The 24,250-nt window shown below is 67.1% G+C and carries 17 protein-coding genes; 1 reads left to right on the forward strand and 16 read right to left on the reverse strand.

Annotation, left to right across the window (positions count from 1 at the left end; genetic code table 11):
* Positions 1-4: 4 nt before the first annotated feature.
* From FFI87_RS26220 to FFI87_RS26265, 10 genes are all read right to left on the reverse strand, one after another.
* Entirely contained in the window at positions 5-1,171 is a 1,167-nt protein-coding gene (locus FFI87_RS26220; RefSeq protein ID WP_012365600.1) for a glycosyltransferase family 4 protein, read from the reverse strand.
* On the reverse strand, positions 1,171-2,355 hold the full coding sequence (locus tag FFI87_RS26225) for a glycosyltransferase family 4 protein (RefSeq protein WP_138848526.1): 1,185 nt from the start codon (positions 2,353-2,355) through the stop codon (positions 1,171-1,173). The genes FFI87_RS26220 and FFI87_RS26225 overlap by 1 nt, the downstream gene beginning before the upstream one ends.
* Positions 2,352-3,818 (reverse strand): O-antigen ligase family protein, encoded by a 1,467-nt coding sequence (locus FFI87_RS26230; RefSeq protein WP_012365598.1) that lies wholly within the window; start codon positions 3,816-3,818, stop codon positions 2,352-2,354. Before FFI87_RS26230 ends, FFI87_RS26225 begins: the two co-directional genes overlap by 4 nt.
* 10 nt (positions 3,819-3,828) lie before the next feature.
* A complete protein-coding gene (locus FFI87_RS26235) occupies positions 3,829-4,965 on the reverse strand; it encodes a glycosyltransferase family 4 protein (protein ID WP_138848525.1) in 1,137 nt (378 codons plus the stop codon).
* A 110-nt stretch (positions 4,966-5,075) separates the two neighbouring features.
* Positions 5,076-6,035, reverse strand: coding sequence for a glycosyltransferase family 2 protein (locus tag FFI87_RS26240; protein WP_012365596.1), 960 nt, complete (start codon positions 6,033-6,035; stop codon positions 5,076-5,078).
* Between the two features lie 61 nt (positions 6,036-6,096).
* Positions 6,097-8,322: a polysaccharide biosynthesis tyrosine autokinase gene (locus FFI87_RS26245; protein WP_012365595.1), complete on the reverse strand. Its 2,226-nt coding sequence runs from the start codon at positions 8,320-8,322 to the stop codon at positions 6,097-6,099.
* 50 nt (positions 8,323-8,372) lie between these two features.
* The gene (locus tag FFI87_RS26250) at positions 8,373-9,551 is read right to left on the reverse strand and encodes a polysaccharide biosynthesis/export family protein (protein ID WP_012365594.1); all 1,179 of its coding nucleotides are present in this window, start codon (positions 9,549-9,551) and stop codon (positions 8,373-8,375) included.
* A complete protein-coding gene (locus FFI87_RS26255) occupies positions 9,545-9,988 on the reverse strand; it encodes a low molecular weight protein-tyrosine-phosphatase (RefSeq protein WP_006752506.1) in 444 nt (147 codons plus the stop codon). Before FFI87_RS26255 ends, FFI87_RS26250 begins: the two co-directional genes overlap by 7 nt.
* A 38-nt stretch (positions 9,989-10,026) precedes the next feature.
* Positions 10,027-11,439, reverse strand: coding sequence for a UDP-glucose dehydrogenase family protein (locus FFI87_RS26260; protein WP_138848524.1), 1,413 nt, complete (start codon positions 11,437-11,439; stop codon positions 10,027-10,029).
* Between the two features lie 66 nt (positions 11,440-11,505).
* Entirely contained in the window at positions 11,506-12,879 is a 1,374-nt protein-coding gene (locus FFI87_RS26265; RefSeq protein ID WP_012365592.1) for an undecaprenyl-phosphate glucose phosphotransferase, read from the reverse strand.
* Positions 12,880-13,318: 439 nt separating this feature from the next.
* Between FFI87_RS26265 and FFI87_RS26270 the strand changes: the two genes are divergently transcribed.
* Positions 13,319-14,845 carry a mannose-1-phosphate guanylyltransferase/mannose-6-phosphate isomerase gene (locus FFI87_RS26270; protein ID WP_012365591.1) on the forward strand — a complete coding sequence of 509 codons (1,527 nt, stop codon included), beginning with the start codon at positions 13,319-13,321 and terminating at the stop codon, positions 14,843-14,845.
* 123 nt (positions 14,846-14,968) lie between these two features.
* Here FFI87_RS26270 and FFI87_RS26275 read toward each other — a convergent pair whose 3' ends face one another.
* The 6 genes from FFI87_RS26275 to FFI87_RS26300 form a co-directional block, all read right to left on the reverse strand.
* Entirely contained in the window at positions 14,969-15,913 is a 945-nt protein-coding gene (locus FFI87_RS26275; protein WP_012365590.1) for a transposase, read from the reverse strand.
* Positions 15,914-16,606: 693 nt separating this feature from the next.
* A complete protein-coding gene (locus FFI87_RS26280; protein ID WP_138848523.1) occupies positions 16,607-17,188 on the reverse strand; it encodes a DUF3501 family protein in 582 nt (193 codons plus the stop codon).
* A 45-nt stretch (positions 17,189-17,233) separates the two neighbouring features.
* Positions 17,234-18,571, reverse strand: a complete 1,338-nt coding sequence (locus FFI87_RS26285) for a heterodisulfide reductase-related iron-sulfur binding cluster (RefSeq protein ID WP_138848522.1) — start codon at positions 18,569-18,571, stop codon at positions 17,234-17,236.
* 125 nt (positions 18,572-18,696) lie between these two features.
* Positions 18,697-19,119 carry a rubrerythrin family protein gene (locus tag FFI87_RS26290; RefSeq protein ID WP_138848521.1) on the reverse strand — a complete coding sequence of 141 codons (423 nt, stop codon included), beginning with the start codon at positions 19,117-19,119 and terminating at the stop codon, positions 18,697-18,699.
* 333 nt (positions 19,120-19,452) lie between these two features.
* Positions 19,453-22,263, reverse strand: a complete 2,811-nt coding sequence (locus FFI87_RS26295) for a filamentous hemagglutinin N-terminal domain-containing protein (protein WP_144594394.1) — start codon at positions 22,261-22,263, stop codon at positions 19,453-19,455.
* Positions 22,264-22,413: 150 nt separating this feature from the next.
* On the reverse strand, positions 22,414-24,195 hold the full coding sequence (locus tag FFI87_RS26300; protein WP_138850169.1) for a ShlB/FhaC/HecB family hemolysin secretion/activation protein: 1,782 nt from the start codon (positions 24,193-24,195) through the stop codon (positions 22,414-22,416).
* Positions 24,196-24,250: the final 55 nt, after the last annotated feature.

The following is a 24,250-nucleotide window of genomic DNA, read 5'->3' on the forward strand; positions in this document are numbered from 1 at the left end:
TCACTTACCCCGCCGCCCGAATCGCCTCCTCGTACACACCGGCAACGCGCCGCGCGATCACCGCGTTGTCGAAGTGTTCGCGTGCATAGCGCTTGCACGCGGCTTCGTCCGGCAGCTTGATCGCGCCCGACAGCGCCGCGCCGAGCCCTTCCGCGATCGCATCCGCGCCGGTCGACGGCAGCACGAGATCGTCGGACAGCCCGGCGACCGCCTCGGGCAACCCGCCGACCGGCGTGACCAGCACCGGCGTGCCGGACGCGAGCGATTCGACGGTGATCAGCCCGAAGCCCTCGAGCGCGACCGTCGGCACGACGCTGACCGTTGCCGCGCGGTACAGCGCCGCGAGATGGTTGTCGGGCACGAAGCCGAGCAGCTTCACGTTGTCCTGCAGCCCCGCCGCATCGATGCGCTGCTGCAATTCCTCGCCGATCTTGCCCTTGCCGGCGATCAGCAGCAGCACGTCCGGGTGCCGTTGCTTGACGACGCCGATCGCGTCGATCAGATCCTCCAGCCCCATGCGCCGAACGAGCCGGCGCACGGCCAGCACGATCGGCCGGTCCTGCGGCAGTTGCAGCTTGTGCCGCGCCTCGCTGGGCGTGAGCGGCGTGTCGAACTGCGCGGTATCGACACAGCCGGGAATCACGCGCACGCGCGACGGTTCGATCCCGTAGCGGTTCGTCAGGATCTGGCCGAATGCCTGCGACAGCACGATCAGCCGCGACGAGCGCGTATAGACCGCCTGTTCGAGATAGCGCTTCGCGCGCTGCCCGAGCGACGCGGCGCCCTCGACCTGGCTTTCGTCGGCCCAAGGCCCCTGGAAGTGCGACACCTGCGGAATCCCGCGCGTCACGTCGAGGCCCGGAAACGTGTACAGCGCGAAGTGCGACGAAATCACGTCGGGCCGCTCGCTGCGAATCTCGTCGCGCAACGCGCGGCGCGCGGCGAGCATCCGGCGCGCGAGCGGCTGCGACGCGGGCCCGAAGCCCTGGATCGCACCGCCCGTGTCGTCGGCGACCTTCGGCGAGCCGGCGACGAGCCCGCGCACCTCGACGCCCGCACCGGGCAGCGCGCCGACGAGCGAGTAGTACATCCGGTCGAGGCCGCCCGCACGTTCGGGGAACCAGTGCATGCCGATCTGCAACGATTTGATCGGCCGGGAAGATTGGGACATCACGATTGCTCCTGCGTCACCGCATGCTCGACCCGCTCGAAGGCGGACGGCTGCGTGGGTTGGCCGATGCGCCGGTAGAGCGCGACGTACTGGGCGCCCATATGGGTCCAGCCGAAACGGGTCATCAATTCGCGGGCCGCGTCGCCCATCGCGCGGCAGGTGTCGCGCGACGCCGCGAGCGAACCGATCGCCTGCGCGAGCGCCGCCGGATCGTCCGGATCCTCGAGCACGATCCCGCATTCGCGCGTGATGATTTCCGCGCCGCCCGCCGTTCGCGCGGTGACGACCGGCAGCCCGGCCGCCATCGCCTCCAGCAGCGACAGGCTCATCGCCTCGTAGCGCGACGGAAACACGTACGCGTCGACAGAACTCATCAGCGTGGGCATGTTCTTCACGAGGCCGAGGAAATGCACGCGCGAATCGATGCCGAGCGCGCGCGCCTCGTCCGGATACGGGCTGCCGGGCAGATAGCCGGCCACCGCGAGATGGACGTTCGGCGGCAGCTTCGTCAGCGCCTTCAGCACGGTGCCGAGGTTCTTGCGCGGCGTGCGCAGGTCGCCGACGAACAGCAGCAGGAACGCGTCGTGCGGCAGCTTGAACGCCGCGCGATCGGGCTGCGCGCCCGCGAATGCGCTGCCGTCGACGCCGTTGTAGATCACGCTGATCTTGCGGCTGTCGATGCCAAGCCCGGCGATCTCGTCGGCCACCTTCTGCGACACGGCCGTGATCGCGCGCGAACGCCGGTACGCCCAGCGCTCCAGCGCGGTGTTCACGCGCGTATAGACGTACTGGTAGGCCGACCACATGCCCTTCGTCAACCCGAACGGGTAGTACGGGCTCTTGAACCAGCCGCCGTGCACGAAGTGCGCGGTATTCACGTCGGCGCGGATCCACGAGATGAAGCCGTTCACGTGCAGCACGTCGTACTCGGCGCGATGCGCGCGCAGCCACCACGCGCTCTTCAGCGCGAACACCTGCTGCTTGACGAGATTCGACGGCCAGAAGCGACCGACCTTCACCGGCACCCAGCGCACGCGCGGGTCGGCCAGCAGCTCGGGCGCGACATGCGACGCGACCAGCGTGACCTCGTAGTTTTCCGCCAGCGCCGCGCGCGCGATTTCGTAATTGACGCGGCCCTGGCCGTCGTTATGTCGCACGACGTGCGTGACGATCGCGATTCTCAATGGTCGCCTCCCCGTGATTGCGCGGCGGCCAGCAGGCGCTGCGCCTTCTGCCAGTGCGCCGCGGATAGTATTGAAAAAATGGCCGTGAACAGCAGCAGGCCGCCCGTGCCGATCAGCGAGTTCGTGAACACGAGCATCGCGAACACCGACAGGCACAGGCTCAGGCACGCGCCGACGAACTTGTCCTTGCGCAGCTTGAACGCCGCGCGCAGCGTGCGGCCGAGCAGCATCACGACGCCCGCCAGGTACAGCAGCGTGCCGGGCCAGCCGAGCACGAACGGCACGTTCATCACGCCGCTGTCGAAGCTGCCGTACTTGCCGAGCTCGCCGCTGTCGCTCGACAGCTTGGTCGACGCGCCGGTCGCGCCCATCCCTTCGCCGGCGACGTCGGTGAACGCCGTCTGCGCGAAGGTCGCGTAGAACTTGTTGCGGTCGTCGTAGCTGCGGTCGTCCTTCAGGTTCGTGATCGACTGCAGACGCGCGCCGAGCCGGTCGGCCACCGGCCCGACAGTCAGGAGCGGCACGCACAGCCCGACCAGCACGACGCCGCTGATCAGGATCCGCATCCGCACGCGGTTGCTCGACTGCAGGAGCTGGATCGCGAGCGCGATCACCCAGCCGCCCCAGGTCGAACGCACGAGACACAGCGCGAACGACACGAAGCCGGCCGCGCCCGCGAACCAGCGGACCTTCTGCGGCGCCGCGAACACGAACACCAGCGCGCCCATGATCGCGAACGCGAACGGCCCCGACGAGTTCATCGTGCTGAATACGCGGACGCCGTACGGCACCGGCTCGCCCTGCGAACCCATGTTCGACCCGATCATCCACAGCACGTCCCACTGCGGCATCACGAAGTACTGCACGACCCCGTACACGCCCATCACGGCCGCGCCCCACATAAACGTGGACAGCAACACGTCGCGGTACTCGGGATAGTCGCGCGAGTTCACCATGATGTGAAAGCCGATCAACACCGGATACACCCAGTTCGCGAGGTCGTAGGTCGCGGCCATCACGCCGCTCGACACGATGCCGACCAGATACGCGTACGCGAGCCCGAACAGCATCAGCAGCACGGGAATCCCGCGCCGCTGCGCGAGCACGCGGTAATGCCTGATCAGTCCGAACGCGGCGATCATCGTCACCGCGAGCGGCGCGACCTGGATCAGGCTGGTCGGCGTGAACGCGCCCTTCGACCAGTCGGCCAGACGCCGCACCTCGGGGCTCAGGAACCACACCCACCACATGAAGCCGACGTAGCGCGCGGGGCTCTTGAAATACAGCCAGATGCCGACCGCGATGGCCAGCACCGGAAACGCGAGCGTCAGCACCTTGCCCTGGTGAATGGCGATCAGCGCGGCGGTAAAGGTCCACAGCCCGGCCTGCCCGACCCAGTGCTTGCGCTCGGGCAGCCAGCTGCGGTTGCGCGACGATTCGCGTTCGGCGGCAATCGTGCTCATCGATCCGCTCTCACCGCGACGACGGACGCGAATCCGCGAGCGGCATCGCGAGACCGGCGGCCGCCGGCGTGCGACGCCGGCGCAGCATGTCGCGCGTGATCCGCACGTGCTGTTCGGCGAACGCCTGCGTGGTCAGGTCGCGCTCGCGCAGGCATGCGGCCGCGGCGCGCGCGCAGTCGAGCGCGGCGAGCGGATCGGCCACGAAGCGGTCGGCGGCCTGGCGCATCGCCTGCGCATCGAACGCCGGCACGTAGGCAGCCGTGTCGTGCGGGAAGTAGTCGCTGAGCCCGCCGACGTCGGACACGATCATCGGCTTGCCGACCGCCGCCGCCTCGAGCATCACGGTGATGCCCGACGCGTGGAAATTCGGCCGCAGCGGCACGACGATCACGTCGGCCCATGCGTACAGCTCGTGCTGCTTCGCGAGGCCCGATGCCGAGCCGATCTTCACGTTCGGCGCATGCCACTCGCGCGGTACGCGACGGCGCGTCGCGAGCCGCACGTCGTAGCGCTCGTCGCCGCCGAACGCGGCGAGGAACGTGCGCCAGTCGCGGTCGCGGTCGTTGCCGATCGCGGCGATCCGCAGCGGCCGGTTCGGCTGCCACTGCCGCGGCTCGACCGGCGGGAAATCCTGCGTGTTCAGCCCGTAGTACACGAACTCCGCGTCGCGCCCGAGATAGCGGCGGCACAGCTCGGCGTTGTCGCGGGCGAGTGTCGTCAGCGCGTCGGCACGCGCGAGCAGCTTGCGATACAGCCAGCGGCGCGCGCCGCCGAACGTGTTCCACTTGTCGAACAGCCACACGCTCTGCGCGAGCAGCAGCGGGCGCTTGCCCCGCGCGCCGGCGAGCTTCAGGATCAGCGCCGCGGCGAGGTGCTCCTGCTCGGTGTGCGTCCAGATCACGTCGGTGTCCAGCAGCGCGGCGCGATTGCGCCACGCGTGCACGACGTCGAAGCCGAGCGCCGCCTTCAGCGCACGGCGCGCGAGGCTCGCGACGCGGTTCTCGCGCCGGTCCTGCGAATAGGTCAAGCGGAATTCGTCGGATTCGGCGTGGTGATAGCCGTACAGGCAGCCGATGTCCTCGCCTTTGCGGTAGGTACGCGGATCGGCGCCGTAGAACAGGTGGACGTGAACCTTCGTTGCAGTCATGTCAGCCTCCGCCGTGCCGTGGGATGCCCCGACAGGCAGGCTTCAGGGAAATGAGCGGGTCGTACCATATCAAGCCCTCCGAGGGTGGCCATGCGTCGTGCGCGGCCCGTTCAAGACGTCACCGGCGGCATCGCCGCGCGATGGGGGGCAAGGTTGGCGCGGCGCGCATCGCGTGCGCCGCGGCGCACCGCGCGCCAGTGCTCGCGCACGCGCTCGCGCTGCGCGGTATGCAGCGACAGCAGCACGTGCGCGAAGCCCGGATAGACGCGCGTGCCGATCAGCGTCCACCACCACCACGCGAGCTCGCGCCGCAGCGGCGGCAGATGCTCGCGCAGGATCAGGTGCAGGTTGTACGCGCCGTTGCTGATTGCATTCAGCGACGCGGCATCGCGCCGGTCGTCGTCGAAACGCTCGGCCGGGAAATGATCGACCGCGATCGCCGGGTCGTAGACGAGCTTCCAGCCTTCGCGCTGCACGTGCATGCTGAATGCCATGTCGTTGTGCACCTGCGCACCGGCGCCGCGCAGCCGCGTGTCGAAGCGCAGCCGCTCGATCGCGGCGCGGCGGTAGCTCATGTTCGCGCCTTTCAGCATGTCGACTTCGCGCGCGCCGCCGACGCCCAGGTGATGATTGCCGATGATCTTGCCGGCGAGCGTGAGCTGGCCGACGAGCTCGCGCGACTCGTCGAGCACGCGGCCCTTCTCGTGCACCCAGTCGCGGCCGCCGACCGCACCGACGCGCGGATCGGCCAGGAACACGGCTTCGATGCGCGCGAGCCAGTCGGCGCGCGGCGCCGCATCGTCGTCGGTGATCGCAACGATGTCGCCGTTCGCCGAGTCGAGCCCCTTGTTCAACGCGGCGACCTGCCCCGGCACGTCGACCGGCACGATCCGCAGCGGCAACGCGCCGCCGACCGACGGATCGGCGAGGCGCTCGTGCGTGGCATCGTCCTCCGGGCGCGCGACGACGATCACCTCGTCGGGCAGCCGCTGCTGGCGCTGCAGCGCCAGCAGGCAGCGCGCGAGGTCGGCGGGACGCCGAAAGGTCGGAACGAGCACGGAAATTTTCATCGAGGGTTCTCCAGTCGGCCGGGCGGCGCGATACGCGCCGGCCCGGTTTCGTGCAATGCGGTCAGGCGCTCAGGTATTCGTGGACGGCCGCATAGCCGCGGCCGTAGCCGCGCGCCTTCGGCGGCACGCCGTTGAAGATCCCGCCTTCCAGATCGACGCCCGCGGTGCGCAGGCGCTTGATCGCGTCGGCGATCTCGCCTTCGGTATGCATGCCCGAGCGCAGCACCAGGAAGGTCGCGCCGGCCATGCGGCCGATGATGGTCGCGTCGGTCACCGCCAGCACCGGCGGCGAGTCGATCAACACGATGTCGTAGCGCTTGCCGAGCCCTTCGAGGTATTGCGGCAGACGCGTCGACATCAGCAGCTCCGACGGGTTCGGCGGGCGCGTGCCGGCCGAGATGAACGACAGGCCCTGCACCGGCGTCTCGCGGATCGCGTCCTCAAGCGCCGACTGGTCGCTCAGCAGCTCGGACAGGCCCGGCTGCGCCGTGAGGCCGAAGTAGCGGTCGAGCATCCCGCGGCGCATGTCGGCGTCGATCAGCAGCACGCGCTTGCCCGAATGCGCGAGCAGCACCGCGAGATTGACCGTCAGGAAGCTCTTGCCGATCCCCGGCGTCGGGCCGGTCAGCACGATCACGCGGTTCTTCGCGTCCATCATCGCGAACTGCATCGCGGTGCGCAGGCTGCGCATGCTTTCGACGCTCAGGTCCTTCGGGCGCAGGCTCGCGAGGATCGGCCGCGCACGGCCGCCGCCCTTCTCGGCCATCGCGTCGAGCTTCACCTGCTCGGCGCTTTGCGGCACCAGCCCGTACAGCGGCAGGTTGAACGTGCGCTCGACACGGTCCGGATCCTCGATGCCCTGGAACAGGTTGCGGCGCAGGAACACGACGCCGGTGCCGAGGATCAGCCCCAGGAACACCGCGGCCGACAGGATCAGCACCTTCTTCGGCTTGATCGGGTCGCCCGGGCGCAACGCCGAGTCGATGAGGTGGATGTTGCCGCCCGTGCCGGCCTTCTGCACCGACAGTTCCTGCACGCGGTTCAGCAGCAGCACGTAGATGTCCTCGGCGACCTTCGCGTCGCGCTGGAGCTGGACGGCCTTCACTTCGGTCGCCGGCAGGCTGCGGAACCGGTTGCTGAACTTGTCCTTCTCGCCCTGCAGCTCCGCGAGCTGCTGCTTCGCGGCGATCACCATCGGGTGCGAGTCGGTGAAGCGCTGCGCGAGCGACGCGAGCTGCAGGCGCTGCGCGGCGATCTGCTGCTCGTACTGCACGCTGCCCTGCAGGTAGACCTTCGCCTCGTCGCTCGCGTTGATCGAGCCGGACGTGCGCTGATACTGCGTCAGCGCGGCTTCCGCACGCTCGAGGTCGGCCTTCAGGCGCGGTTCCTCGCCCTTCAGGAAGTCGAGCATCTTGGTCGCTTCGGCCTGCTTCGCGATCACGTGCTGGTTCAGGTACGACCGCGCGAGCGCATTCGCGATCGCGGCCGTCTGGTCCGGATTCTTGCCTTCGAGCGAGATCTGCACGACGCCCGTCTGCTTGCCCTGCTCGCTCACCTGGATGCCCGACTGGAAGCCGGTGATCGCGTCGAGATCGTTGTAGCGGACCACCGTGAACTGCGTGCCCGGACGCGCGACGAGCTTCTGCACGAGCAGCGTGACGCCGCCGCCCTGCTCCGATTCGCCGACGCGGCCCGACAGCAGGCGGCGGCCGTTCTGGTCGACGACCGTGTAGGTGCCGTTCGGGCCGGCCGTCAGCGTCATCTTCTTGCCTTCGAGCTCGGGCACGACGTTGATCGAGTCGATATCGGCGACTTCGCCGCCCCACGCGTACGACCGCAGGCCGAACCACGCGCGCGACGGCTCGCCCGGCGTCGCGATGCGCGCGGCCAGGCTGCCGATCAGCGGCATCGTCTTCGGCACGACCGAGAAGTTCAGCTTGAACTCCTCGACGACCGGCGCGACGACGCCGCGGCTCTTGATGATCTCGATTTCCGCATCGGTCGGCGCCTGCTGCGGACCGCTGTTGATCGATGCACCCGTCTGCGTCTGCGTGAGCGCCTGCGACGTATTGTCGTTGCCCTCGACCCGCACGTGCACGTCGGCCTGATAGACCGGCTTCGCGACGAAGCAGTACAGGCCGGCGAGCGCGATGACGGTCACCGCGATGCCGAGCAGCAGCCAGATGTCGTCCATGATCACCTGGAGCAACTGGCCGAGGACGACGTCCTCTTCCTCGGTTTTCGCGGCCGGACCCGCGTAGGTGTGTTTTGCTTGCGTGTTCACCATTCGTTCCCGCTTGAGTGGTGCCGGGGGGCAGGTGCCGCCCCGGCGGGCTATCAGCGCGTGATCTGCCGCATGTAGAAGATCGTCTGGATCGTCGGCAACACCTGCTGCAGCACACGGTTGAACTGCACCGAGCCGGCCGTGCTGACGTAGACGACATCGAGCGGCTGGAGCGGGAAGCGGCTCGACAGCATCAGCGCATCCGGCTGCGTCATGTCGAGGCGATACACTTCCGGCTTCGTCGGGTTGTCACGCATCCCGCGCATCACGTAGATCTTGCGCGGGTTCGCATCGGTGTCGAGGATGCCGCCGCCGGCGGTGAGCGCGTCGGCGATGGTCAGCCTGCCCTTGAGCATCGGCACCGTGACCGGCGTCTTGACCTCGCCCATGATGAACACGCGGCTGTCGCTACGGTCCGGCACGTTGACGATGTCGCCCGGCTGGAGCATCACGTTCTGCTTCACTTCGCCGCGATCGAGCACGCCGTTCGCGTCGAGCGTGTAGAGCTTGCCGTCGCGCGTCAGGCGCACGCGCTGCAGGTCGGCCTCGTTGGTCGAGCCACCCGAGCGCGAGATCGCGTCGACCAGCGTCAGCGGCACGTCGCTCACCGCGAGCGGGCCCGGCTGCTTCACCTCGCCCGTCACCTGTATCTTCTGGCTGCGGAACGACAGCACGCGCACGTCGAGCTGCGGATTCTTCACGTAGCGCGCGAGGGTGGAGGCCATCTGCTCGCGGATCTGCGCGACCGTCTTGCCCGCCACGTGAATGCGGCCGACGAACGGGAAGAAGATCGAGCCGTCGGCGGACACGGTCTGGCCGTACGGATCGGCCTGCCCCGGCAGCGCGGTCGTATACGGCTGCTGGAGCGCGCCCGCGACCGACTGCGTCGTGTTGCCGCCGCTCGAGAACGACTGGCCCTGCGGCGTCGTCAGCTCGGGGTGATCCCACACCGTGACGCCGAGGATGTCCTGCGGGCCGACGCGGTAGACGTATTGCGACGGATCGGTGTAACGGCCCGGCGGCAGCGGGTGCTCGACCTGCTGCTTCTGCAGCTGATCCATCACCAGCTTCGCGTCGATGTAATGAACCGGATAGGTTTCGGCCTGGCCCTGGCGGCCTTCGTCCTTCAGGTTCGACGAATCGAGATAGTTGCCGGGCGCGGTCGCGCAGGCCGACAGGAATGTCGTCATCGCGACGGCGAGCGCCAGCGGGCGCATGGGACGTTTCAGCATAGTTTTTGCAGCCATCCTTGAACCAGACGTTCGATCAATGAGTAGCTCTCGCGATAGTCGGCCTCGGGGCCGCCATGCGGATCCGCGATCTCGGCGTCCTCCCACTTGCCAAGCAGGTGAACCTTGCCGCGCGCGAACGGATCGACCGATTCGACGGCCGCGATCTGTCCACGCTCGCTGACGAGAATCAGGTCGGCGTCGCGCACGAGCCGGCGCGACAGCCGACGCGACCGGTGCGTCGTCGCATCGACGCCGCGCTCGGCGAGCAGTTGCCGCATCACCGGATCGATGCCGTCGCCGTCGTTCGCGCGCACCCCCGCGGAATGGAACGTCACGCGCGGGCCGCCGCGCGACGCGGTGTGCGACTTGAACAGCATTTCGGCTGCCGGGCTGCGGCAGACGTTCGCGTGACAGACGATCAGGATGTTGCGGAACATGGCGTCTCGAATCGGGTAACGGGGAACGGTGACGCGGGTTACGCGTTCGCGCGCGCGGCGCCCGCCACGCGGGCCGCGACGGCCTGACGCGAGCCCGGGCGGCCGATCGGGTGGTATTCGATACCCTGCTCGCTCATCGCTTCCGGCTCGTACAGATTGCGGCCGTCGAAGATCACCGGCGACTTCCACTGCCGGCCGAGCGCGATGAAATCGGGGCTCTTGAACGCCTTCCATTCGGTGACGATCACGAGCGCGTCGGCATCGCGCGCGGCCTGCGCCTCGTCGTCGACGAAGCTCAGGCGTTCGAGCCAGCTCGGGTGATCGGCGAGATCGAGCGCGAGCACGCGGCGCGCTTCCTGCTGCGCGACCGGATCGTATGCGGCGATGCGCGCGCCGCGCGACAGCAGCTCGGCGATCAGTTCACGGCTCGGCGCCTCGCGCATGTCGTCGGTGTTCGGCTTGAATGCCAGGCCCCAGATCGCGAACGTGCGGCCGGTCAGGTCCTCGCCGAAGCGCGCGACGATCTTGTCGGCGAGCACGCGCTTTTGCGTCGCGTTGACCGACGACACGGCCTTCAGGATCTGCAGCGACTGCCCATGCTCGTCGGCCGTGCGGATCAGCGCCTCGACGTCCTTCGGGAAGCACGAGCCGCCGTAGCCGCAGCCCGCATACAGGAAGTGGTAGCCGATGCGCGGATCGGAACCGATCCCGCGGCGCACGGCCTCGATGTCCGCGCCGAAGCGGTCGGCCAGGTTCGCGAGCTCGTTCATGAACGAGATGCGGGTCGCGAGCATCGCGTTCGCCGCGTATTTCGTGAATTCGGCCGAGCGCACGTCCATGTACAGCGTGCGTTCGTGGTTGCGGTTGAACGGCGCGTAGAGCTTCTTCATCAGTTCGCGCGCGCGCTCGCCCGGCACGTCGTCGTCGCAGCCGATCACGATGCGGTCCGGCCGCGTGAAATCGTCGACCGCCGCGCCTTCCTTCAGGAATTCCGGATTCGACACGACCGAGAACATCTGGTCGTCGCCGCGCTTCGCGAGCTCCTCGGCAACCGCCGCGCGCACGCGCTCGGCCGTGCCGACCGGCACCGTCGACTTGTCGACGATCACCTTGAAGCCCTTCATGTAGCGGCCGATGTTGCGCGCCGCCGCGAGCACGTACTGCAGGTCGGCCGAGCCGTCCTCGTCGGGCGGCGTGCCGACCGCGATGAACTGCACGTCGCCGTGCGCGACCGCGGCCTCGATGTCGGTCGAGAAGCGCAGGCGGCCTGCCGCGCGGTTGCGCGCGATGACTTCCTTGAGGCCCGGCTCGTGGATCGGCACGCCGCCGTTGTTCAGGATGTCGATCTTTGCCTGATCGACGTCGAGACAGAACACGTCGTGCCCGATGTCGGCGAGACAGGCGCCGGTGACAAGTCCTACGTAACCGCTGCCGATGATAGTCAGATTCATGATGTGTCGGACCTCGTGACCAATGATTCGAAATTCGTAAAACCGGAACGCCTGAGCGGGCGTGCGTCAATAAGCGTTGCTGCCGGTGAAGCCTTTCCAGAGCGTCAGCACGACGATCTTGATGTCGAGCCAGAACGACCAGTTCTGCATGTAGTACAGATCGAGCTTTACTCGCCCCATCATCTTCTCGATCTGATCGGTCTCGCCGCGAAAGCCGTTGATCTGCGCCCAGCCGGTGATGCCCGGCTTGATCCGGTAGCGGAACATGTAGCCCTTCACCAGATCCTTGTAGATGTCGTCGTGCGCGAGCGCATGGGGCCGCGGGCCGACCACCGACATCTCGCCCTTCAGCACGTTGATGAACTGCGGCAGCTCATCGAGGCTCGTGCGGCGCAGGAAGCGGCCGACCGGCGTCACGCGCGTATCGTTCTTGGTCGCCTGTGTGACCTGCCCCGCGACTTCCTGATGCACCTTCATCGAGCGAAACTTGTAGATCTCGAACTCGTGCCCGTCGATGCCCTTGCGTTTCTGGCGGAAGAACACCGGCCCGCGCGACGTCAGCTTGATCAGGCACGCGATCAGCAGCATCAGCGGCGCCAGCGCCGTGAGCGCCGCCAGCGCGAACAGCCGGTCGAACACGAACTTCGGCAGGATCCGCACGTCGGTGATCGGCGACGCCGCGAGGTTGATCGCCGGCACGCCGAGCACCTCGACCACTTCCTGGTTGAAGAACGACAGCGTGCGCACGTCCGGAATGAAGCGGATATTCACGAAGTCGTGGCGGAACACCGTCACGATCTGGTGAATCCGCCGCTCCTCCGTGATCGGCAGCGTGAGCCACAGCTCGCTGATCGCGCGGCTGCGCACCAGCCACACCAGCGATTCGAACTGCCGCTCGATGCGCACGTCGTCGAGCGCGACTTCGCCCGGCACTTCGCTTTCGTCGTATACGCACACCGGGTTGAAGCCCGCTTCCGGCCGCGCCCGCATCTGCGCGATCAGCCGCCGCGCGGCCGGCGTACCGCCGACGATCGCGACCGCCTTCAGGTTGTAGCCGCCGCGCCGCAGTTGTCGCAGCACGACGTGCACGCAGGCCTTCGAACCGGCCAGCAGCGCCATCGTCACGAGCGCCCAGTAGCCGAGCCACAGCCGCGACAGATCGCCCGACTGGTGAAAGCTGAAGCTCATCAGGATGCCCGCGAGCTCGACCACGAGCCACGCGAACGCGACACGCCCCACCAGCCCGACGAGACGCTTGCCGCGCCACGACTGATAGATGCCGATCGCCGGAAAGAACACGACGACCAGCAGGCAGTCGAACAACACCGTCGTGCGTTGCAGATCGTTGAGCCAGATGCTGCCGCCGTGCAGCGCGGCGGCGATCAACGCCCCCACCACGACCATCGCGATATCGATGACTCTCGCCAGCACGCTCAACATGTTCGCTTCCTCTTTGAACAGGCGTTTGCCGAACAGCTCCTCGTGCAGCCCGTGCCGCACATTCGATTCAAACGTTGCATGACGCTATTGAAGCGGTAAGAAAATTCATCCTCAAGCGCACAAGTATTTCGAAAAATAATCGGAAATTCTTGCCGCGATATTCTTGAATTAAATCGGCACGTTTTCCCGAATCGAGCCCGAATCGGGGCATTTTTTGAAAACTTTGCGGTTCTCGCCAAGCCTTTGCGGCAAGGCATGCGCGCCCGATTCGGGGAATTATTTTTTATTTTTTCTTTGCGTCGGATGTCATCGCGGAAAATTTTCCCGGATACGTGCGCGACGAACGTGCGCGACGAATATCGTGCAAGGCGCGCGGTTTTATTGTCGATTTACTTCATGCTACAAACAGGCACTGACTTCAATCGAGGAGAGTGTCATCATGAATGCTCCGGCCGTGGTAGCCGATACGCGCCCATCTTCTTCCGCCGCAACCGACGCCGGTACGCGCGTCGCGGTGCAGCCGGTGATTCTCGCCGGCGGTTCGGGCACGCGTCTGTGGCCGATGTCGCGCGAACACTATCCGAAGCAGCTGATCGGCCTGCTCGGCGATCATTCGCTGCTGCAATCCACCGCGCTGAGGCTCGACGGCCTGTCGACCGGTCATCCGCTGAACGACGACGTGCTGATCGTGTGCGGCGAGGATCACCGCTTCACGACCGCCGAACAACTGCGCCTGACCGGCAAGCGCGCATCGATCATGCTCGAGCCGCTCGGCCGCGACACCGCGCCCGCGCTGACGCTCGCGGCGCTGCGCATCGTCGCCGGCGGCGGCGATGCCGTGATGACCGTGATGCCGGCCGACCACGCGGTGGCCGACCAGCCGCGCTTTCATGCGGCGGTCGCGGCCGGCGTGCACTGCGCGGCCCAGGGCAAGATCGCGACGATGGGCATCGTGCCGGGCCGCGCCGAAACGGGCTACGGCTACATCCGCGTCGGCGCGCCGCTCGGCGACGCCGGCACCGGCGACCTCGACGTGCGCCGTCTCGACCGCTTCGTCGAGAAGCCGCATCTCGAACTCGCGCAGCAGTACGTCGCGTCCGGCGAATACTGGTGGAACAGCGGCATCTTCATCGTGCGCGCATCGGTGTGGCTGAACGCGATCCGTCAGCTCGAACCCGAGATCTACGCCGCCTGCGAGCAGGCCGTCGCGAACGGCAAGGAAGACGGCGACTTCTTCCGCGTCGATCGCGACGCGTTCGCCGCATCGCCGTCGAACTCGATCGACTATGCGGTGATGGAGCCTCTCGCGAACCTGCCGCAGCTGTGCGAAAGCGTGGTCGTGCCGCTCGACGCCGGCTGGTCGGACGTCGGCTCGTGGGACGCGATCTGGCAGATCCTGCCGAAGGACGATGCCGAGAACGTCGGCCGCGGCCACGTGCTGTTCGAAGACGCCACGTCGACCTTCGCGCATTCGGAAAGCCGGCTCGTCGCGTGCGTCGGCACGCAGAATCTCGTCGTCGTCGAAACACCCGACGCCGTGCTCGTCGCCGACAAGTCCCGCGTGCAGGACGTGAAGAAAATCGTCGGGCGCATCAAGGCCGCACGCGGCGCGGAAGCGACCGATCACCGCAAGGTCCACCGTCCGTGGGGCCATTACGACTCGGTCGACATGGGCGAGCGCTTCCAGGTGAAACGCATCGTCGTGAAGCCGGGCGCGCGACTGTCGCTGCAGATGCACCACCACCGCGCCGAACACTGGATCGTGGTGCGCGGCACCGCGCGCATCACGCGCGGCGAGGAAACCTTCCTGCTGTCCGAGAACGAATCGACGTACATCCCGCTCGGCGTGTCGCACCGTCTAGAGAACCCGGGCAAGATGCCGCTCGAGCTGATCGAAGTGCAGTCGGGCGCGTATCTCGGCGAGGACGACATCGTCCGCTACGACGATACCTACGGACGCCAGTGACGCAGCGGATGCCGGGCGTGCCGTGTCGACGGTGCGCCCCGCATCACGCGGATGGAGGAGACAAAAAACAACGCGCGGGCGCCGTGACACACGACGGCCCGCGCGTTCTCGTTCGGATGACGATCAACCTACCCGATACGCATACTCGCGGCGCTCCGACTGCACCGGATCGTTGCGGCCCTCGGACAGCACGCCCGCGCGACGCTCGGCGATGAAGCGCTTGATGTCCGACTCCGCACGCGCCAGCGCGGACAGGCCGGCCAGCACTTCGCTTTGCGGCACGCGCACCGGTTCGTCGCTCGCACCATGGCGATCGATCCATTGCCGCGCCCAGTCGAGCGCGTACTGCTCCGCGGCTTCCGCGTCGGTAAAGCGCGGGCCGATCAGGCCCGAGCGCTCAACGCGCCGGTCGTCCTGCATGATCTCGGCCCACGCGCGGTACATCAGGTTCTGCACCGGCTGCGCGCTGCCATGGATCGTATAGCCGCGATACTCGTCGACTTGCGGCTCGGCCGCGGCGAAGCTCGTCGCGCCCGCCCGCCCGCGGCGCAGCCCGGCAGGCTGCGCGCCGGGCACCGCGAACGACGAGCCGGACGATGATGGGTCCGCGCCGGTGCTGGACCTCGCGGCCACCGTCGCGCCCTCGCCATCCCAAACGTTTGCCTGCGCGACCGGCAATTGCCACGACTCGGGGTTCTGCCAGAACACGCCGCGCAGACGATCGTTGTCGGGCACCGGCTCCGCACGGCACGCGGGTGCCGCGGGCACGGGCGGCGGCGGCACATACGCGAACGTGCGCCCGCTGAATTGGGTCAGCACGTCGATCATCTGCAGCAGCGTGCCGTTCGCGAGCCACTCTTCGTAGCGGCGACGGCACGTCGGCCCGGACGGATAGCGCCCGGGCAATTTCGACCATGCTTCACCGGTCGTCAGGATCCACAGGACCGCGTTGGCGACAACGCGCGGTTCTGCACGTGGGCGGCCTCGACGGTTCAGCCGGATGGGTTCATCGGCGATCAGCGTTGAAAGACGAACCCACTCTTCATCGTTAAGCTCATCGAAGAACATAGTAGATCTCTCCACGCAGCCAGGCCGGGCTGCGATTGTCGGCGCCGTCGTCACGCATCGCGTGACGGGGCGGCCCGGTTGCACATTATGGTTATCCGAATGTTGTGCATGCCGGCGCGACACCGCACGTTCACGGTGCCGCCATTCCCGGCAATGGCGCACAAATCACGGTCTCACTCCAATGTGGGAATTTTTGTGCACGAAGCATACCATCCTCAGGGTTTCTCTCAATATGACAATGACTTAATGTTACGTACTGAAACAACCTGCCATGGATGCGCAAACCATTTACGCTTGAATTTTTTTACGCGATCTTTATGCGTGAGGCTGGGAAGCCCCGTCTGGCGGGGCTCTGCAGGGTGCGGCCGACGCGCGGCCGGCGGCGCTTCCACGCTGTTCCGACCCTGCGCCGTAACAATCGCGGAAAGTGCCGCCTAAAATCGGTAAATCAGGGAAAATTTCGTAACAAGATATTCACGGATCGGTAAATCGTTCAAATGCCGATGAACCGAATTATCTCCGTGCACAATCTTTTTATTGTTTACCTGCGAGTGATGAAAGCGACCTGACGTGCAACGCACATTGTTTCCCGGCATGCAAGCGCGGACAGGTTTGTTACATACTCGGACTGAAGCGCAGTCGGTCGCGCGATCGAGCGGATGGAAGAGTCGAAACGACGCGAGCGACCGTAGATCAGCTCAGATCGCCGGCCAGCGACGCGGCCACGTCCGCGTCCACTGGGTGCGGCGGCAACGTATAGGCCGGGTGGTCGCAGCCGATCGACAGCGTCGCGCCGTCCTTGAGCGCCGCGCGCATCGGCACGCTCAATTCGAAGCGCACGAAATGAACGGCGGACGTCTTCTCCGCGTTGTCGCGATCGAGATCCTCGTCGGCGATCGCATACACGGCGGGATGTCCGTCGACCTGCAGGTACACGCGATCCTCGACGCCGATCAGCCGCGCGAGCGCCGCCCGCCGTTCGGCCTCGTGCTCGTATTCGATCTGCAGCGTCGCCTTCAGGTTGGTGCCGTCGGGCACGAGCGGCAGATAGGCTTCCAGCTCGCCTTCGATGCCCGCCTCGTCGAAGATCTTCTCGATGTGCAGCATCTCCTGGATCTGGTAGCGGATCGTGGTCTCGTCCTCGAACAGCAAGCGCAGATGGTTGCCGAGCGCCACCGCACGGCGGCGCTTGTACGCAACGAGCCGCGCGTGTTCGGCCTTGCGGATCTTCGCGTACGCTTCGAGCGTGAGCAGCGAGTCGCGGGTCAGCGTCATGGGATGTCCTTGGATGGGAGTCGATGGGTTCGCCGGGCGGGCGCCTCAGATGCCGTACGCGCGGCGTAGCAGCGTCAGCGGATGCGCGAGCGGCGCGGCCGGCAGCCCCTTCTCGTCGATGCCCTGCACGATGTGATGGCCGGCGAGCGCGCAGTCCGACGACACGAAGTCCGGCTTCGGCTCGGCCATTGCCTTGAACACAGGCGCGCCGATCCGCATCGCATCGGCATGGAAGCCCTTCTTCACGCCGAACGTGCCCGCGTGCCCCGAACAGCGCTCGACCACGTTCACGCGCGTATCGGGCACGAGCGACAGCGTGTCGGCCGTCTTGCGGCCGATGTTCTGCACGCGCGCGTGGCACGGCACGTGATACGACACGGTGCCGAGGCCCTGCTTGAAATCGGTCTTCAGCAAACCGTCGCGATGCCGCGCGATCACGTATTCGAACGGATCCCAGAATGCGTCGGCCACCGCGCGCACGGCTTCGTCGTCGGGGAACATCAGCGGCAGTTCGCTCTTGTACATCAGCACGCAGCTCGGGATCGCGCCGATCAGCGCATAGCCTTCGCGCGCATAGCGCTCCAGCACCGGCATGTTCACGGCCTTCTTCGCGGCGACGCCCGCTAGATTGCCTTGCTCGAGCAACGGCATGCCGCAGCAGGCTTCGCGCGTGACGAGCTCGTACGGGATCTCGTTGTGCGCGAGGATCGCGAGCAGGTCGTGGCCGATGCCCGGCTCGTTGAAGTTTACGTAGCACGTCGCATAGATCGCGACCTTGCCGGGCGTGCGCTCGCCGTCGCGCACCGGCGGGCCGTCCGAGCGCTTCGCGGTGCGCCGGAACTTGCGCGGCGCGAACTCCGGCAGCCACGCGTCGCGATCGACGCCGAGCGCCGCTTCGAGCGCGTGCCGCGCGGGCGGCGTGCGGTTCACCGCGTTCACCGCCTGCGTGACGATCGGAATGCCGGCGAAATGGCCGAGCGCGTCGGTGTTCGACAGCACCTTGTCGCGCAGCGGCGCTTCGCCGCGCTGGTAGCGCGCGGCCTTCCCCCGCAGCATCAGGTGCGGGAAGTCGACGTTCCATGCGTGCGGCGGCACGTACGGACATTTCGTCATGTAGCAGAGATCGCACAGGTAGCACTGGTCGACGACCTTGCCGAACGCCGCCTTCGGCACTTCGTCGATGTCGCCCATCGGCGTGTCGTCGACGAGATCGAACAACGTGGGGAATGCGCCGCACAGCGACACGCAGCGCCGGCACCCCGCGCAGATGTCGAACACGCGCGTCATTTCCGCATCGATCGCGGCCTGGTCGTAGAACGCTTCGGACTGCCAGTCGAGCGGATGCCGGGTCGGGGCTTCGAGGCTACCTTCCTTGTGGGGCATTGGGCGCTCCAGCGTGGCGCGCATGCGCGCGGACGCGCCGCCCGCGCGGTGCGGGCAGCGATCGACGCACGGCCGCCGGCCGGCGACATGCTCCGACCGGGCCGTGCGGCCTTGCAGGGGCCGCGTCAGTCGACGAGTGCGTCCAGCGCCTTCGTATAGCGGTTCGCGTGGCTGCGTTCGGCCTTCGCGAGCGTCTCGAACCAGTTCGCGATTTCGTCGAAGCCTTCTTCGCGCGCCTCCTTCGCCATGCCCGGATACATGTCGGTGTATTCGTGCGTCTCGCCGGCGATCGCCGATTCGAGGTTCAGCCGCGACGAGCCGAACGGCAAACCCGTCGCCGGATCGCCGACTGCTTCGAGATATTCGAGGTGGCCGTGCGCATGGCCGGTTTCGCCTTCGGCGGTCGAGCGGAACAGCGCGGCGATGTCGTTCTGTCCCTCGACGTCGGCCTTCGAAGCGAAATACAGATAGCGCCGGTTCGCCTGCGATTCGCCCGCGAATGCGGCCTTCAGGTTCTCTTCGGTTCTGCTGCCCTTGAGTTGAGCCATGTGCGCCTCCGTGCATTGCGCCGGCGCAGTGATGCGTCGGACCGGATCACCGATTGTGGGGAACGATGCGCGGGCGGCGTCGGCCGCTGGCATCGTGTTGTTTAATCTAGGCGTTGGGGCAGGCAAGCCCCAATAGGCTTTTTCAATGCTTGCGATAGCGATCGCCGGAGACAGCGAACGGTCGTGCGAATGTGGGCTCGGCCCGACGGGCGGCCGATAAGCGCGCCGGGGCATTGGACACATGCCCCGGCGCGATGCGTGTTGCACGAGGCGTCGCCGACTGCGCGACGCCCCGCTCGCCCGGCCCGGTGCATGCGGCCGGGCAAAGGACGTTTATCGAACGTCGCCAGCAGGCGTCGGACGCACCATGTAGCTGACGATGCGCCCCGGACCGGACACGCGCCCAGCGCCGAACACGTTGCCGTAGCTGCTCGTGACACCCGACAACCCGTTGTACAGGCGGCCCATCACCGACACCGAATCGTCGCCGTGCAACGTGCCGTCGTTGGTCACTTTGCCCATGACCTTGACGGCGCCGGCCTCGATCGTGCCGCGGTTGGTCACGTTGCCCATCGCGGAGAGCAACTTCTCCGCGCGCAGCGTGCCGTCGTTGGTCGTGTTGCCCATGACCTTGACGTCGCCGCCCTCGATCGTGCCGCGGTTGGTCATGTTGCCCGACGTGGAAAACAACTTCTTCGCACGCAGCGCGCCGTTGTTGGTCGTATTGCCCATGACCTGAACGTCACCTGCCTCGATCGTGCTGCCGTTGGTCACGTTCCCCATCGCGAGCAACTTCTCCGCGCGCAGCGTGCCGTTGTTGGTCGTATTGCCCATGACCTGAACGTCACCTGCCTCGATCGTGCCGCCGTTGGTCACGTTCCCCATCGCGAGCAACTTTTCCGCGTGCAGCGTGCCGGAATTGGTCGCGTCGCCGGCAATCCTGACGCTGCGCCCGCGCACGGAACCGTCGTTGTCGAGACGACCGGACACGTCGACGGTATCGGCGTCGACCGTGCCGGCGATCCGGACGCCGGTTTTCGCGGACGCGCCGATCAGCGCGATCTCGTCCGCCCGCAGGCTGCCCGATTCGGACACGTCGATCGCCGCGGCCGGCGCCTTGCCGCTTGCCGAGCCGGAGAGCGTCTGCCGGTTCGATTGCTCGATTGCCGCCGTGCCTTGATGCGCGATCGCGACCAGCTTCTTAGCGCGCACCGCTGCATCGACCTTCAGGCCGCGCGACACGAGATCGAGCTGATCCATATTGCGCGCGTCGAGCCCGGCGCCGTCGATCGCGATGCGGCCGTTCTCGGTCCGGAATCGTGCGATACGGCCGTCCTCGTCGAATTCCGTCGTGCCCGCGACGAGCGACGCGCGGCTCGCGTTGATGAAGCTCGCGCCATTCACGCTGATCCCGTTCGGGTTCGCGACGATCACGCGCGCCTGCTGCCCCGCGACTTCAGTCGCCCCGGCCAGCACCGATGCGTTGCCGCCCGTCACCTGGTTCAGGATGACCTGCGCCGAACGGCCGCCGAGCCGCGCATTGCCGTCGATGCTGCCCGCCAGCTGCGTGTTCGTGCGGTTCACGCTGTTGTTCAGCACGAGACCGTTCGGGCCGACGTTGTAGTCGAGAAAGCGGTTCGAGGAAATGCCGGAGGCGTCCGCCGCATTGATGTCGACGATCGGCGTGCCGTTCGGCGCGGCGCCGAGACCGGGACGGTTGGCCGCGTTCGGATCGACGACGAGTTTCGGGTTCGTTTCGGCGATCGGCGGTTCCGGGTTGACCGGCGGCTTCGTCTCCGCTACCGGCGGTTCCGGCTCGACCGGCGGCTTCGTCCCCGCTACCGGCGGCTCCGGCTCGACCGGCGGCTTCGTCTCCGCTACCGGCGGTTCCGGCTCGACCGGCGGCTTCGTCTCGGCAACCGGCGGTTCCGGCTCGACCGGCGGCTTCGTCCCCGCTACCGGCGGCTCCGGCTCGACCGGCGGCTTCGTCTCCGCTACCGGCGGCTCCGGCTCGACCGGCGGCTTCGTCTCCGCTACCGGCGGCTCCGGCTCGACCGGCGGCTTCGTCTCGGCTACCGGCGGTTCCGGCTCGACTGGCGGCTTCGTCTCGGCAACCGGCGGTTCCGGCTCGACCGGCGGCTTCGCCGCCTCGTCATCGTCCGTCCAGTTCCCGCCGTACTGCAGACCGGACGGAGCCGAGAGCGTCCCCACGCGCAGCGATCCGCCGCTCGAGATCCGGACCCTGCCATCCGACAGCAACTTCACCGAGCCCGTAAGCGCCTCGACCTTGCCGGAGATATTGATGCCGACGCCCGCCGACGTGCCGCGCATGACGATCGAATCCTCTCCATGCACGCTGCCGAGTCGCGACACGTCGATCGCGACGCGCGGCAGTTCCCCGCTCGTCGACGCATCGAACGACATCGCCTGAGGATTCTCGATGGCCGCCGTGCCTTGATGCGCGACCGCGACCAGTTTCTTCGCGTGCAACGCGGCGTTCACCTTCAGGCTGCGCGACACGAGATCGAGCTGGTCCAGATTGCGCGCGTCGAGCCCGGCGCCGTCGATCGTGATGCGGCCGTTCTCGGTCCGGAATCGTGCGATACGGCCGTCCTCGTCGAATTCCGTCGTGCCCGCGACGAGCGACACGCGGCTCGCGTTGATGAAGCTCGCGCCGTTCACGCCGATCCCGTTCGGGTTCGCGACGATCACGCGCGCCTGCTGACCCGCGACTTCGGTCGCCCCTGCGAGCACCGATGCGTTGCCGCCCGTCACCTGGTTCAGGATGACCTGCGCCGAACGCCCGCCGAGCCGCGCATTGCCGTCGATATAGCCCGCGAGTTGCGTGTTCGTGCCGTTCACGCTGTTGTTCAGCACGAGACCTGCCGGCCCGACGTTGTATTCGGTGAAGCGGTTGGCCGAAATGCCGGCGGCATCCGGTGCGTTAATGCCGACGATCGGCGTGCCGTTCGGCCCGTTCGTGATACCGGGACGGTTCGCCGCGTTCGGATCGACGACGAGCCCCGGTTGCGCAAACGCGGGCTGCGCCGCGAGGATCGGCATCGCGAGCGTCAGCGCTGCGGCGAGCGTCGTGCGCGCGACTGGCGTCGCCGCACGCGGGCGATGGTGTTGTTGATGTTTCATGGTCTTCTCGGTTTCCTGAAGATGAAAGGACGGACGTGGCGCGAGCCACGCCGGATCGGGCCGGTCCGTCGATCGGCCGATGAACGAGCGTGCGTACTTACATGGTGATTCCCCCTTGACGTTCGGCGGACGCGGGCGCGCCCGTCGCGATCAGAAACGGCTCGTGAGCAACACATCGAACGTGGGTTGCGCGGTTCGCAGCGCCCCGGGCTTGCGAAGCGGCATGCCGAGCGCGACGTCGTAGCCGAGCATCCGGTAGCTGCCGCGCACGCCGAGCGCGGCGCCGATCAGCGTGCGCCCTTCCCGGCCCGCGCCTTCGCGCGAGCCCGCACCCGTGACCAGGCCAGCGTCGAGCGCAACATAGGCCTCGTGCGCGCCGAACCACGGCGTGGCCAGCTCGTTGCGCCAGAACCAGCCGCTATCGCCGGCGAGCGTCTGGTTACCGTCGAAGCCGCGCACCGTGTAGCGGCCGCCGATCTGCAGGTACTCGGTCGACGGCAGCGCGCCGGGCGCGTACTGGAACTGGAGGAATCCGCGATAGCCGAATGGCCGCGCGCCGATCCGGAACGGCGCGTCGGCGCCAAGTGTCGCGGTGTACACGCGATAGCGGCCGTCCCATGCGGTCTGTCCGTTGACGCGCCCCGGGAAGGCGCTCAGCCCGGCGAGGCTCGAGCGCATGCCAACGCTGGCGTCGACGGTTGCGCGCGCGAACTTCTCGCGATGCGCCGCGCTCACTTCGTAGCTGACGATGTCATGACGGAACACATCGAGCTGGATCGGCCCGAACCACGAGCGGTCCTCGCGGCGGGCGAGCTTGAAGCGCAGCGTGGTCTTGCCGTGACCGGAGCGATACGGCACGTAGCCGATGCCGGCTTCGTAGCGACGGGTCCGCTGACCGAGCGGCGGCACGACCACACCGGGTAAGTCGGCCACCAGCGTCTGCCGGCTCGACCACTCGCTGATGCCGAGTGCAAACGACGCATAGCCGATCGGCACGTTCCATGCGGCGCTTTTTGCCTGCGAGCCGAGCGACTTGTTGCGCAGCGCGGCGTCGGTGTTGTAGGTGACGATCAGTTGATCGTAGAGCCGCAGCGGCGAATCGATCGAGACGATCGCGCCAAGCTGGTTGCGGCCGGTCGCATCCAGCCCGCCGTTGTCGGCCGTCGCGACGAAACGAACGCGACGCGCATCGTCGGGATGCCGGATAACGATGTCGGTGTCGCCCAGCGACGCGCCCGGAACCAGATCGAACGCGGTGGCCGCCTGGCCGGGAAGGCGGCGCACGTTCTCGAGCGCCTGATCGAGATCGCGCACGTTCAGCAGTACATGCCCGCCGCGCGGAAACACGATGGGCGTCCACCCGATCCGACCGCGCGTATCGTCGATCGCGCCAATGCGGCCCGGCAGCACCTCGATGATCAGGCGTCCGGTCGACAAGTTCTGCGGCGGAATGCTGACGAGCGACGTGATGTAACCGCGCGCGATGAGACGCCGTCCGACCCATTCGCGCAGCAGACTCAACCCGTTCCGACCGATGCACGCGCGGTCGATCGGGACTGCGTCACGCAGCCACGGGAAGGCATCGGTGCCTCGCCACTCGATCGCGTGAATATCGAAACACGGCGTTTCTGCCGGGAACCGCAGCGTATCGGATTCGTTCGTCGGCTTCGCCGACAGCACGTCCGGCCGGTCGAGCATCTGCTGCCTGAGCTCGTCGAGCTGTTGCGCCTGGTGGCGCTGCGCACTCAGCGGCTGCGCGCCGGACTCGTGCGTCTGCGCCGCCGCGCCAACGGCGAACGCCAGCAGACTCGCGGCACACAGCGCACGACCGGGAAATGCGGCTACGCGCCGTACATCGGCGATCCGAGTTCGATCGCCCCCGCTTTTGTTAATTATCCTTAACACTCGAATTTCGCCAATCTCGCGATACATCAATCAAGCGCGGATTATGCGGAATCGAATTATCGTATTTCAATTCAAAACAACG

The organism is Burkholderia sp. KBS0801 (assembly GCF_005937855.2).
GTDB classification, from domain to species: domain Bacteria; phylum Pseudomonadota; class Gammaproteobacteria; order Burkholderiales; family Burkholderiaceae; genus Burkholderia; species Burkholderia ambifaria.